Here is a 12,915-nt window from a genome sequence, read left to right on the forward strand (position 1 = left end):
GCCTCAATGGAGCCCGGTCGTGGAGACCGGGAAGACAGGGCCGTGGGTGAACGCCCCGTCCTGTTCCGTCTGGCCTCAATGGAGCCCGGTCGTGGAGACCGGGAAGACAGCTCGCTAATTTTGCCGCAGCATGCCAAGGATTGTACCTGATCTCGCGAGCGCTGCCGTTGAAACGCATGACTCAGCCACGGTGCCCTGCTCGGCGAATGGTAAGAAAACCGCGTCATGCCGCGAACTCGAGCGCTTCCCAGGGAATCGGTCGGCACCGGAGCGCTCGCACGTAGTCGGCGTCCTTCGGTTCGGTGAGCCTGCGTGTTGGTTGACGAGCATGAGACGTTCCTCCTCGAACTCGCAGTGCCTACATGCGCCAGGCTACTCTCGCCGCAACAGCTTCTACCGATATCGGCGATGCGGGGACGCTGCGGCACGTCGGTTTGTTAGCGGGAGCGCCAGGACCGCAGGCCGGCCTCGCCTGCGGCGATCGCGCCGAACAGGGCGCCCGCAATCGGCCAGATTATCCAGCTGATGTCCCAGCTGGAGCCGATGAAGGACCAGGCGAGGTAGATGGCCACGCAGCCGATCCAGTACGGCCCGGCGATCGCCTCAATGAACGGGTTCTCCTCGGGGTTGCGCCAGGTGGGTGCGGCGTCGGCGGGACGGCCCTCCTCGGTGACGGTCGTATGCGTCATGGACGCCCAGGTGGTCGGCAGGAAGATCCGCAGACCGGCCGCGACCATGAACAGGGTGAGGACTAGACCCAGCGGCGGCCCGGAGCGGTCGGCTGACTCCTGGAATAGGATGCCTGCCCCCACGGTGGGGATTGGAGCCATGATCCACAGGGCGACGGCGATGCTCAGCGCCCGCGACCGCACTCCCTCGTGCTCCAGCCGCAGTCTCGCGGTCCAAGCGGAGACGACCGGATTGCGCGTGAACTTTCCGTCCGTCAGGTGGGTGAGGCCGGTGAAGGCCCGGTGGCGGCGTATCAGCACGGATACCGCGAGCGCCACTAGGACAAGCGTCAGAACGAGTCCGAGCGTTGAAGCCTGGTCCTCGTTCAGGGGGATGAGCCCCAGGCCGTCCTCACCCTGGGACAGGGCTACGCATGCGAACAACGGCACCGCCGCCAGCACGCACAGGGCGACGCCATTGCCGAGCAGGGTGCCGGTGGTGCGACGCGCCTCGGCCAGTGCCTGCGCCTCCGGCAGCGTGATGACGGGGTACTCCGACGACGTCGTGCCGGGCGTGGTCGGGGTGCCGGTGTCGCTGCTGCTCGCGGCGCCGTGCTCGCCAGCAGCGGTCGTCCCGGCCTCGGCGCCACGGATATCGGGGAGAATGCCGAGCACGGGCGCCAGTTCCTCCAGATTGCCGAAGTCGGTGATCACCGACCCGACCGCCTCGTTGTGTGACTTCCCGGAGGCGATGGCGTCGGCGTAGGCGTCCTCCATCATGGCGTGGAGCTCCTGCTTGGCCTCCAACAGGCGCGGGGTGGCTGGGTAGGGGGCGAACATGGCCTCGAGAAAAGTGTCGATGGTGTCCATCATGGGCTCCTTGTCTGCTTGGAGGGGGTGGGTGATTCGCGCCTTTACGGGCGGTCGGTGGATCAGGGCTCAGCGGAGGAGGGGTGAGCGGAGGCGTACAGGGCGAAGCGGTCGATGAGGGCCTTGGTGTCCTCCCACTCGGCGAGCTTGTCGTTCAGGTGGGTACGTCCGGCGTCCGTGAGGCGGTAGTAGGTGCGGGGCTTGCCCGACTCGCTGGTGTCCGCGAAGGAGGAGACCAGTCCCGCCGACTCCAGGCGTTTGAGTGCGGAGTACAGCGTGGTCTGCTTGATCGTGTACTGCCCCTGTGCCACCTCGGCGATGGTCTTGGCGAGCTCGTAGGCGTAGGAGGGACGGTCGCGCAACAGTGTGAGCGCGATCAGGTCGATGTAGCCGCGGATGGCGTCGGCGCTAATCATGACGGCCTTCCGCGGGGTGCTCCGGCCCTGGGGGTCGGCGGCGGGTCGCGACTATGTTCATACGTCCAACGTACTACGGCAGACGTAGTACGTCTAGTGGTCTATTGCTGGCTGTTCCTCTCTTACGCCTACTCTGAAGCCGTGAGCGCAGCGCAGCCCGTCCCCGGATTCCTCCCCTCCTACCCGCCCAACGACGACCCCGCCACCCTGCGGCTGATCTGGCCCCAATGGCAGGGTGCCGGCTATGCCAACGCCGGCGCGCTCGTCCCGGAACTCCCGGCGCCGGTCGCCCGTCGCGGCTACATGGCCGGCGCCCGTGCCCTGGCCGCCCTGCTCCCGCCCGCCGCCGGCCCCACCGCGACGGTCCCCGTCGATCTGACCGAGCTCGCCGGCCCGGACGGCCCCGAGGGCTCCACCGGCGGCATCGAATCGCGCAGCGCCATCCTGGCCGGCATCGACGCCGCCCTGCGGACCATCGACTCCCACCCGGGCGTCGAGCGCATCCTCACCATCGGCGGCGAGTGCTCCGTCTCCGTCGCCCCATTCGCCTGGCTCGCCAACAAGTACGGCGACGACCTCGCCGTGGTCTGGATCGACTCCCACCCCGACGTCGACACCCCCGACACCGGCTACGACGGCTACCACGCCATGGCCGTAACCGCCCTGGCCGGCAGGGGCGATGCCGAGGTCCTGTCACATCTGCCGTCCCGCATCGACCCCTCCCGCATCGCCTGGGCCGGCCTGCACGAGTGGGAGCCCGACTGCGACGAGCACGTGTCGAGCTGGGGCATTACCGCCTTCGGGCCGGATGATCTGCGCGTGGACACCCGCCCCCTCATCGACTGGCTCCACGCCACCGGTGCCTCCCGCCTGGCTATCCACTTCGACGTCGACACGATCGACGCCGACGAGGTCGCCCTCGGTCTCGGGCGGGTATCCGGCGGGCTCACTGCCGCCCAGGTGCACCGCCTGATTGCCGACCTCGGCGAGGCGGCCGACGTCGTCGGGCTGACGGTGGCCGAGTACCTTCCCCGCGAGCTGCTCGCCCTGGGATCCGTCCTCGCGGGGCTACCGCTGGTCACCGGTTGACGGTGGCGCGGCCGACGCCCGAGTGGTCGGAACCGCAGTGATGTGAATGACGACCATGTCCCGGACCTGCACAGCTCGGGCACAGCGCCGGGCCCTAGTCTTGGGCACATGGTCATCGCACCCGCTGCACTAGCCGCACCAGCACGCGCCCTCACAGCCCTGACCGCGGTCCTGAGTGCCGATAACCCCAGCGATTCCGCCACCTCCTCGGCCACCGAAGGTGCTGCCGACGCCGCCGAGGCGGTCGTGGAGGCCACCGCCGACGTATTCGCGCTGGCCTGGCGGGCGGGTATTGGGGTGCTCATCGGCATTGCGCTGGTACTCATACTCGTCGTCGTCCTGCGCGCCATGGGGCAGCGTCGGGCGCTGTACGCCGAGCTGATCCGCTTCTGCCGCAACCCCATGTACGTGCTGGCGGCGCTGATCGGAGCCTTCGTCGGCGGGCAGATCGCCTTCTTCGACCTCTCCCAGCCGGACTGGGCGCAGTTCGTGCTCCACGCCCTGGTGATCGGCATCATCCTGTCCGCCACCTGGGTGGTGGTGGGAGTGGCCAAGGCGGTGGAGTCCTCCATCGTGATCGGGGTGCGCGCCCACGGCGACGTCGACCGCACCAAGCGCATCACCACCCAGGCGCAGGTGCTGCGGCGCGTGGCGGAGTTCATCATCGTGATCTGCGGGCTCGTCGGCGCCGCCATGACCTTCCCCTCGGCGCGTGTGGCCATGGCCTCCCTGCTGGCCTCCGCCGGACTGGTCTCGGTCGTTGCCGGCCTGGCCGCCCAGTCGACCCTGGGCAATCTCTTCGCCGGCATCCAGCTGGCCACCACCGACGCCATCCGCGTGGACGACGTCGTGGTGGTCAACGACGAGCAGGGCTTCATCGAGGAGATCACCCTGACCTACGTGGTGGTGCGCGTGTGGGACGGGCGGCGCCTGATCTTCCCCTCCACCTACTTCACTCAGAACCCCTTCGCCAACTGGTCGCGCCGCGGCAGTCAGCTGACCGGTACCTTCACCATCGACCTGGACTGGCGCGCGCCGGTGGCGGCCCTGCGCGCCGAGGTGGAACGGATCCTGTCCGGTTCGTCCGTGTGGGACGGGCGGGTCGCCTCCGTGGACGTCACCGACACCTCCGCGGGCACCGTCACCGTGCGGGTGGCCGTCTCCGGCGCCAATAACGCCGACGTGTTCACCCTCCAGTGCCAGCTGCGCGAGGAGCTGGTCGCCTGGCTGCAGCGGGAGGCCCCCTACGCCCTGCCGCGCACCCGCGTGGAGGTCGACAACGTGGACGTCGCCCACGACCCCACGCCGGAGAAGGTGGCTCGCCTGGCCGAGGAGCTCGTCACCCTGCAAAAACCGAACGCCGACGGCGTTGAGCCGGTGGGGGAGGCCACGGCCGTGCAGCGTCCCATAGCGGACGACCCGATCGAGGCCGCACGCCTGCGCGCCGTCGCCAAGGGGCGGGCGAAGCTCCGCCGCGCCCGCCGGGACAAGGTGCGGCGTCGGCGCATACTCGCCCGGGATGCGGCGCAGGGCGGTGCCGTCGCCGATGGCTCCGACATGCCCGCCCGCCCGGCGGTGGACACCGGCGAGGCGACCGGCGTCATCTCCACCCAGGAACAGCAGGCCTACCTGGACGCGAACCCGCCCGCCACCGGCAAGCTCGGCATCGGCAAGTCCAGCACGGATGCCGACGAGGCCGACGACTGACCGTTGAAGACGCCAGAATGTCCATCGGTGCCCATTTTGGCAGAGGGACGCTATACGGCCGCTGGCGGAAACCGCTTGATATGGCGGAAAACGCCGAGTGGCGCGGCGGTCGTAGGGAGTGGTGCGCGTCAAAGTGGGCACCGATGGACCTTTTCCACCGCAGTGTTGTGCGGAGTCGATGTCAACGGCGACTCATATAGGCGTTCACCACCCGCTGGGCCAGATCGGTCCCCTCCAGTTCGCGCAGCAGCTCCAGGTGCGGGAATGGGATCGTCTCGCCGTCGCCCCGGTAGCGGGTGATCCGCGCCTGCGCATCGAAGGCGGGCCGATGCGGCATGACGCCGTCCCTCACGAAGCCGAGCCAGTCCCGCTGCGTGACGGCCATCGCCCGGCGGTTGTCGTCGGTGCTGGGGATGCGCATGCGATCCAGGTTGCCGAAGAAGATCGCTACTTCCGCGCCGTGGTAGGCGCCGCGCAGCCCCCGGTAGAGGTTGGGGACGTACTCGAAGCGATAACCGTATACCCGGGTGTGGGCAGACAGTCGCTCCATCAGGTTCAGTGCCGCGCTGTGAAAGACCAGCAGTTCCATCATCTTGATCTGCAGATCCGGCAGGTCCGTGGACTCCGGGCGCAGGGCGTCGGCGATGGGGCCGGCCCAACGGCCGTACAGCCGCACGGTAGTCCGCCCGAACTCCTCCGGGCTGGTGGCGATGCCCATGCGCCGATACCACCCGGAGATCTCAATCATGGAGAACTCGTCGGCGGTGGAGCCCACCAGCACCGGAACGTGCGGGAAGACGCCCTCGCGCAGTACGTCGCGCGGATCGACCCGAAAGAAGGGCTGATCCATGGTGGTGGACAGGGTCATGGTGGGCTGAGCCAGCCGCAGAAGACGGCCCACCGGCGCGGCGGCCAACTCCCGGTAATCGCGCAGGTGGTTGTCGGCCAGCAGGCGGGCGAAGGCCTTCCGCTCGGCGTCGGCGTCCAACGGCTGCGGGGTGGCCCGCTGCCCGCTGCACAGAATGAGGCGGTGGAACAGGCCGCGGTTGTCCGGGTTGAGCGCCTGGTAGAGGGCGTACTGGGCGCCGCCGCAGTGGCCCATGAGGGTGATCCGCTCGGGGTCGCCGCCGAGGGCGGAGATGTTGTCCTTGATCCAGCGCAACGCAGCCTGTTGGTCCAGCAGGGCGCGGTCGCAGCTGATCCGGTCGCCGTCGACCACGTGCAGGTGTCCCAGTACTCCGATCCGGTAGGTAACGGTGACCACCACAATGCCCTGCGCGGCCAGGTGGGTGCCGTCGTAGATGGGCAGCGTGCCCGAGCCGCAGTCACCGCCGTGGATGAATACGAGCACCGGCTTGGGGGTGTCCGAACCGGAGGTCCAGACGTTAACGCGCAGTGCGTCCTCGCTCTGAATGTCGTGGCGCGGCTGCCATTCGGGGCGCAGCTGAAAATGACGCAGGAACAGGTTCATGAAGCCCGGCATGAGTCGCTGGGGGAAGCATTGTCCGCGCCCGGAGTTGACGACGCCGTCGCCCGGGTCGGTTGTCACTGGCTCCGGCGCCCGGAAGCGCTCTGCGTGGGCGTAGGGGATGCCGAGGATGCGGTAAACCGGGGTGTCGGTCGGGCCGACCCTTTCGGCTCGGAGTGTTCCGATCGCGGTGTGGACCAGCATGACTGTGTTCCTCCTCTTGCGCGGCGGCCAGGGTCCGCCGCCGGGTCTGTGCTGGCCGGCGCGTGTGCGTGGCCCTGCCGATCACCTCGGACCTCTCTTCAACGAGCTTCCACAGCTGGATAACGACGCTATCCAACATAGTGAGGTATGTCAACCCTAACTAATACGTGTATGGGCCGTGCGGCTAAGGGCAAAAAGAGGAGGGTGTAGGGGCCGTCGGGTGTGGGGGATCCGAGCGAGACGAGCGTCGGTGGTATTCCCGCTGACACGCCTTGTTCAGGTGAGACTATCCACGCCGGTGCGGGGTTGTCGGCCCGCTGCGGCCGGACCAGTATTGCGCCATGACCGCCAACGAAAACACGAGTTCTGGTCCGCGCCTCGACCCCGCTGCCGTCGCGCGCACCGACGCCGAGTGGCGGGCCGCGCTCAGCCCGCTGGAGTACCACGTGCTGCGCGAGGCCGGCACCGAGCGCCCCTACACGGGGGAACTGCTCGACGAGCATCGCGAGGGCATTTATCGGTGCCGTGCCTGCGGGGCGGAGCTGTTCCGGTCCACCACCAAGTTCGACTCTCACTGCGGCTGGCCCTCCTTCTATGACCCGTCCCACACCGACGCCGTGGTGCTGTCCACGGACACCTCGCACGGCATGGTGCGCACCGAGGTTCGCTGCGCGGCCTGCAACAGTCACCTCGGGCACGTCTTCGACGACGCCCCCAGCACTCCTACGGGCCAGCGCTACTGCATGAACTCCGTTAGCCTGAGCTTCGAGCCCGACCTGGACTCCGCCGAGGCCTAGACCCGGCCCGGGGAGCGCCTACACCGCGGCTCGATACCGGTAGCGCCAATAGGAGGCCCAACGTGCTGCGTGTGCTGACTCTGAACCTGCAACACGGTCAGCCCGGCGTCGGCGCGGGCGACGGGACCGCTGTCAGCGGGTCACTGGCCGGCGCCGACATCCACGACCCCGCCACGGCCCGCGCCGTGCTGGCGGCCTTGGCGGAGGAGATCGCCGAGCTCGCCCCCGACGTGGTCGCCTTACAAGAGGTGGACCTCGGCCAGGCCCGCTCCGGACGGCTGGACCAGGCGACAACCCTGGCCGAGCTGCTCGGGTGGCGCTACCGCCGTTTCGCCGCCGCCTACGCGGGCCCCGTCGCCGGGCTGCGCCGTCGCCCATTGCGCACCGCCCTGACCGGCCCCGGCGACGACGTGCTCGGTCCCGCCCGCGCCTGGCTCGGCCAGGGGCCGGTCGGCTTCGGGAACGCGTTGTTGAGCCGGTACCCCGTCACCGTCTGGCGGGTGATGCGGTTGGGGCGCGGTCCGGCCACCCTCCTGCGCCGTGGCAGTCCGGTCGACCCGCGCTCCTATCGTCTATTCACCGCCACCGCCCGCAATCTGCTGGTCGGTCGCCTGGAGCCGCCGGAGGGGGTGCTGCCCGGCGTCGACGCGCTCAATCTGGGCGTCACTCATCTGGCCACCCGCGCCGACACCGCCGCAAGGCAGCTCGCCGCGGCCTGGTCCGGACTCGCCGCCCTCCCCGGCCCCCACCTGCTGGCCGGCGACCTCAACCTGCCCGCCGATCAGGTCGCGGCCCTCGGGGTGGCGCGGATGCTCGGCGACGGGCCCACCTTCCCCGCCGCCCGCCCCGTTCGCCGCATCGACCACTTCCTCACCGACCCGGGGTCCGCCGCCAAGGGCCCGTCGCCGACGGCGAGCGAAACCGCCGTCCCGGAGGCGGTCGCGTCCGGTGGCGGTCTGCCGGTCGGGCCCCGGCTGCGCGCCGTCGCCGCCGGCACTCACAGCTTCGTCGTCTCCGACCATGCCGGCACCTGGATCGACCTCGAGGCCGCGGTTTAAAGCGCATAGGGTGGGGGCGTGTCGGATGTCATCGGGGGCTTGGCGGTCTTCGCCGTCGTCATCGCGGTGGGCTGGGTGCTGGTGCGTACCGGGGCCGTGCCCGTGGGATCCGACACCGTCCTGACCCGACTGTGCTTCTTCGCCGCCACCCCCGCCCTGCTCATCACCACCCTCGCCGGCGCCGACCTTGCGGCCGTCACCTCCCTGGGCACCGCCGTCGCCATCGGGGCTGAACTGCTGGGACTGGTGACCGCATGGTGCGTGCACCGCTGCCTGCTGCACCGGCCGGTGGCCGAGGCGATGATCGGGGCGCTCGCCTCCGCCTACGTCAACGCCGCCAATCTGGGCATACCGGTGCTGGTACTGGTGCTCGGCGACGCCACCGCGGTCGCCCCGATCCTGCTGCTGCAACTGCTGGTACTCACGCCGCTCGCCTTCACCGTGCTGGATGCCGTGACCCGCCGCGGCAGTCCCTCCCGCTTCGCCACCTACACCCTGCCGCTGCGCAACCCGCTGGTGCTCGCCGTGCTGGTCGGCGTCCTGGTCAACCTCAGCGGCTTCGACCTGGATGCCGCCCTGCGCGGGCACCTCGCCGAGTTGCTCGACACGCTGGGGCGGATCGCCGTGCCGCTGATGATGCTCTCGCTGGGCATGAGCCTGGCCGCCTCCCGGCTGCGGCCGCCGCAGAACGTGGCCGGCGCGCCGAAGTCCGGCCGGGCCGGTGGCGCTGAAGGAACGGGTGGAGCGGTGCCCCGCGTCGTCAACGTGCCGCCCGAGCCGGTGCACGACGCCGCCAGCCGCACCGCCCTGCGTTGGGCCGTGGCTTGGAAGCTGCTGGTCGTCCCCGGCCTGGCCGTGGGGCTGGGGCTGGTGGCCGGGCTGCACGGCTCCGCGCTGCTGATGCCGGTGACGACGGCGTCATTGCCGACGGCGCAGAACGTGTTCATGTACGCCTCCCGCTACGGGGTGGCCAAGCCGCTCGCCCGCGACGCCGTGCTGCTCACGACGGCGGGATTCGTGCCGGTGGTGCTGCTCGCCGCGGCGGTGCTGTGACCCGCTGCCGATGCCGCCGGCCTGCGCACAGCAACGGTGTGCCGCGAGTGAGTCGGCGGGCGGGCCAAGCGTCAGGTAGTGGTGAGGAATCCCCGCAGCCCGCGTTCCAGCAGCACGTCGCGTACCTCCGCCACGATTTCGCGCATGCAGCGTTCGGCCTCCCGGGAGTCTCCCGCGGCGATCGCCTCGGCCACCTGGACGTGCAATTCGAGTGCTTCCGGCTTGGGCGCCTGCAGTCCGCCGTCCAGCCGGGTCCGCCCGGTGAGAACCTCGGCCACCACGTCCGTCAGCGCCGCGAAGGTGTCGTTTTGGCTGGCCTCCAGTACCAGGCCGTGGAAGGCGATGTCGGCGTCGAGATACGAAGCGACCTCGCCCGTGCGCCCGCGCTCGCGGATGGTGGTGGCGAGGCGCAACAGCTCGGTGCGCTGCGGCTCGGTCGCGCGCCGGGCCGCAGCCGCGGCGGCCACGGGCTCAATGGCGGCGCGCAGCTCGGTGAGTGCGCCGAGCTTGGGGCCGTCGGGGGATACCGCCAGCTGCCAGTGAATCACTAGCGGGGACAACGCGGCCCACTCCTGTGGTGGACGCACGATTGCGCCGGTACGGCGGCGCGACTCGACCAGGCCCGCCGATTCCAGGGTGCGCACGCAATCGCGGGCGAGCGTGCGTGAGACGCCGTAACGCGTCTGTATGGACTCCAGGGTGAGCGCCTCTCCCGGGCGCACCCGGCCCGAGACAATCGCGGTGCCGAGCGCGTCGAGTACGCCGCCGCGCAGGGCTGAGGCTGACATGGGCGCTCCTGAGGCAAGTGGTTGTGTGGCGTCGCCGGTGGCGGCCCCAACTGGCTTGGAATCGCGATCATAGCGGCATCGGCATGGTCCCGCGAAGGTTCCCGGCGCGGGAGGTGAGTGCGCCGCAAGTTCATCTTCGGGACTTACGACCTATTTAAAAATAGTACCTAAGCGCGCATAATCGTAGTACGCATGGTCGACAAAGAAGTCCTAGGAGGCCACTATGAAACAACCCGTCGAGCATCTGGTGCTTATGGGCGTCGCAGGCTGCGGAAAGACCACTGCCGCGGCCAATCTCCATGCCGCGTTGGGCTGGCCAGTGGCCGAGGCGGATGATTTCCACCCGCAGGCGAACATCGACAAGATGTCCCAGGGCGTGCCGCTGACCGACGCCGATCGCCGCCCCTGGCTGGAGTCCCTACGCGACTGGATGAGCGAGCAGGCGGCCAGTGGCACAAAGACCATCGTCACCTGCTCCGCACTGAAACGGGCCTACCGGGACCTGCTCTCCCAGGCGAACGGGCGCGTCTTCTTCATCCACCTGGTCGCCGAGCAGGATGAGCTGCGCGAGCGCATGGAGCACCGAGAGGGGCACTTCATGCCCCCGAGCCTCCTGCCATCGCAATTCGCCACCCTCGAGCCCCTGGCCGACGACGAGGACGGCGTCACCGTGGTCTCGCGTGCCACCCCCGAAGAGACCTTCGAAGCGATCCTTGCCGCGCTCGAGGCCGCCGCGCCGGCCTGACCGCGGTCATCCCCCGTTCACACACATCTTCGCCACGGAGACATAGACAATGATGTACACAATCCTGGCTGCTGCAGACGCCGTGCCGCACGCGGGCAGCGACCTGCGGCTGATCCTCGCCGCGCTGGTCGGCATCGCCACAATCATCGTCCTGATCGTCTGGAAGAAGGTCCATCCCTTCCTGGCACTCACCCTCGGATCGGCCGTACTCGCCCTGGTGGCCGGCATTCCGCTGACCGACACCTTCACCGCCTTTACCTCCGGTTTGGGCTCCACCATCGGAGACGTGGGCACTCTCATCGCCTTCGGTGCCATCATCGGCAAGTTGCTGATCGACTCCGGCGGCGCCGACCAGATCGTCGACACGATCCTGGGGCACACCTCGGCGAATCGGCTCCCCTGGGCCATGGCGCTGATCGCGTTCGTCGTCGGCATCCCGCTGTTCTTCGAGGTGGGCATCGTCCTGCTCATCCCCGTAGTGATGATCGTGGCCCGGCGGGCGCACCAGCCGCTCGTACTCGTGGGCGTGCCCGCCCTGGCCGGGCTCTCCGCTCTGCACGGCCTGGTGCCTCCGCACCCCGGGCCGCTCATCGCCATTGACGCCGTCGGCGCCGACCTCGGCATAACCCTCGGCTTCGGTCTGCTCATCGCGATACCGACGGTGATCGTCGCAGGTCCGCTGTCGGCCCGCCTCATGGCCCGCTGGGTGCCGATCGAGGCGCCGGAGCCGCTCGGCGGAAGCGAGCAGGAGCGCACCGGCCCACGGCCCTCCTTCGGGGTGTCCATCGGCGTCGTGCTGATGCCGGTGCTGCTGATGCTCATGCGCACGGTGGTCGAAACGGCGGCGCCGGAGGGCTCCAACAGCCCAATCGTTCACTTCGCCCTGTTCCTGGGACAACCCATCGTGGCCCTGTTGCTGACCGTGCTGGTGGCGATCCTCATATTCGGCGTGCGCATGGGCGACACCGCCGACGAGATCTCCGCCCGTGTCGGTGGTGCGCTCGGGCCCATTGCGGGCGTGCTGCTGATCGTGGGCGCCGGTGGCGGTTTCAAGCAGACTCTGATCGACTCCGGCATCGCCACCATCATCGCCACCTGGATCGAGCAGGCCGCTGTGCCGGCACTGCTGGCGGGCTGGCTGGTCGCGGTAGCCGTGCGTTTGGCTACTGGTTCGGCCACCGTCGCCACCATCACGGCCGCCGGGATCATGGCACCGCTGGCACAGACCATGCCGCCCGTGGAAACAGCTCTGCTGGTGTTGGCCATCGGTGCGGGCTCGGTGTTCCTCTCGCATGTCAACGACGCCGGGTTCTGGCTGGTCAAGGAGTACTTCGGCATGACCGTGGGGCAGACCTTCAAGACCTGGTCGCTCATGGAGACGATCCTGTCGGTAACGGCAATGCTGGTCATCATGCTGATCGCCTTGCCTCTGGGGGTGCTGTAGCGGGCAAACCCGGCGCCACCGTGCGCAGGCGTCGGGGTGCCGCCCCGCCCAGTCGTCATGACCGGGCGGGGCATTCTTGTCGGCGTCGGCCGGTTATCGGCGTGTAGGGGCTGTTCGTGTTTGTGGGGGGCCGGTGGTGAAGCCGACGCCGGCGGTGTTGTGGTCGTGTTCGGGTGTGGGAGGACGACGTCGGGATGGCGATGTCGTTCTCGGGTAAGCGAGGTCGTGTTCGGGTTGATGGGGTTGTGTTTGGGGGGTCGTTGTCGGGCGTATGAGGTCGTGTTCGGGTTGGCGAGGTCGTGTTCGGCGGGTGCCGGTTCGCCGAGTACGACCTTTTCATCCCCAAACCCTCCACATTCGGGAGGGTTTGGGGATGATGAGGTCGTTTTGGTCGAGCCCGGGTCGTTCTCGGGCTGATGAGGACGTTGTCGGGCCGGCGTCTGGGTGGTGTCGTGGGGTGGACGGTTCGTGTGTTTCAGTGACGGTTCGTCAGGTAGCAGCAACGGTTCGGCATGAGCGACGACGGTTCGTACCCCTACCCCACGAACCGTCGTTGTGATGTCTCAGGACATCGGTGACAGTTCTGCCTCAGGACATCGGTGACACTT

11 protein-coding genes are annotated in these 12,915 nt (G+C 68.9%); 7 read left to right on the top strand and 4 right to left on the bottom strand.

All coding sequences use genetic code 11. The annotated features are described in order from the left end of the window. Nucleotides 1-437 precede the first annotated feature (437 nt). Nucleotides 438-1,541 carry a permease prefix domain 1-containing protein gene (locus DRB06_RS01825; protein ID WP_111818989.1) on the bottom strand — a complete coding sequence of 368 codons (1,104 nt, stop codon included), beginning with the start codon at nucleotides 1,539-1,541 and terminating at the stop codon, nucleotides 438-440. Nucleotides 1,542-1,600: 59 nt separating this feature from the next. Next, entirely contained in the window at nucleotides 1,601-1,954 is a 354-nt protein-coding gene (locus DRB06_RS01830; RefSeq protein ID WP_073331072.1) for a PadR family transcriptional regulator, read from the bottom strand. A 141-nt stretch (nucleotides 1,955-2,095) separates the two neighbouring features. Between DRB06_RS01830 and DRB06_RS01835 the strand changes: the two genes are divergently transcribed. Together DRB06_RS01835 and DRB06_RS01840 are read left to right on the top strand one after the other, a co-directional pair. Continuing rightward, on the top strand, nucleotides 2,096-3,043 hold the full coding sequence (locus DRB06_RS01835; protein WP_111818993.1) for an arginase family protein: 948 nt from the start codon (nucleotides 2,096-2,098) through the stop codon (nucleotides 3,041-3,043). Nucleotides 3,044-3,151: 108 nt separating this feature from the next. After that, complete coding sequence (locus DRB06_RS01840; protein ID WP_073331068.1) at nucleotides 3,152-4,750, top strand: mechanosensitive ion channel family protein; 1,599 nt, start codon at nucleotides 3,152-3,154, stop codon at nucleotides 4,748-4,750. 181 nt (nucleotides 4,751-4,931) lie between these two features. Here DRB06_RS01840 and DRB06_RS01845 read toward each other — a convergent pair whose 3' ends face one another. Continuing rightward, nucleotides 4,932-6,422, bottom strand: a complete 1,491-nt coding sequence (locus tag DRB06_RS01845) for an alpha/beta fold hydrolase (RefSeq protein WP_111818990.1) — start codon at nucleotides 6,420-6,422, stop codon at nucleotides 4,932-4,934. Between the two features lie 341 nt (nucleotides 6,423-6,763). Here DRB06_RS01845 and msrB point away from each other — a divergent pair, with 341 nt between their 5' ends. From msrB to DRB06_RS01860, 3 genes are all read left to right on the top strand, one after another. Beyond that, a complete protein-coding gene (gene msrB, locus DRB06_RS01850; RefSeq protein ID WP_073331062.1) occupies nucleotides 6,764-7,219 on the top strand; it encodes a peptide-methionine (R)-S-oxide reductase MsrB in 456 nt (151 codons plus the stop codon). Nucleotides 7,220-7,281: 62 nt separating this feature from the next. Continuing rightward, nucleotides 7,282-8,277 carry an endonuclease/exonuclease/phosphatase family protein gene (locus DRB06_RS01855; protein WP_111818991.1) on the top strand — a complete coding sequence of 332 codons (996 nt, stop codon included), beginning with the start codon at nucleotides 7,282-7,284 and terminating at the stop codon, nucleotides 8,275-8,277. 18 nt (nucleotides 8,278-8,295) lie between these two features. Beyond that, nucleotides 8,296-9,330, top strand: coding sequence for an AEC family transporter (locus DRB06_RS01860; protein ID WP_111818992.1), 1,035 nt, complete (start codon nucleotides 8,296-8,298; stop codon nucleotides 9,328-9,330). A gap of 71 nt (nucleotides 9,331-9,401) precedes the next feature. Here the strand turns inward: DRB06_RS01860 and DRB06_RS01865 are convergent, their stop codons facing one another. Then, nucleotides 9,402-10,118: a FadR/GntR family transcriptional regulator gene (locus DRB06_RS01865; protein WP_108968870.1), complete on the bottom strand. Its 717-nt coding sequence runs from the start codon at nucleotides 10,116-10,118 to the stop codon at nucleotides 9,402-9,404. A gap of 223 nt (nucleotides 10,119-10,341) precedes the next feature. Between DRB06_RS01865 and DRB06_RS01870 the strand changes: the two genes are divergently transcribed. Further along, nucleotides 10,342-10,863, top strand: coding sequence for a gluconokinase (locus tag DRB06_RS01870; RefSeq protein WP_108968867.1), 522 nt, complete (start codon nucleotides 10,342-10,344; stop codon nucleotides 10,861-10,863). 49 nt (nucleotides 10,864-10,912) lie between these two features. Further along, nucleotides 10,913-12,307 carry a GntP family permease gene (locus tag DRB06_RS01875; protein ID WP_108968865.1) on the top strand — a complete coding sequence of 465 codons (1,395 nt, stop codon included), beginning with the start codon at nucleotides 10,913-10,915 and terminating at the stop codon, nucleotides 12,305-12,307. Nucleotides 12,308-12,915 lie beyond the last annotated feature (608 nt).

The organism is Actinomyces sp. Z5, from assembly GCF_003287795.1.
Classification (GTDB): Bacteria; Actinomycetota; Actinomycetes; order Actinomycetales; family Actinomycetaceae; genus Actinomyces; species Actinomyces glycerinitolerans.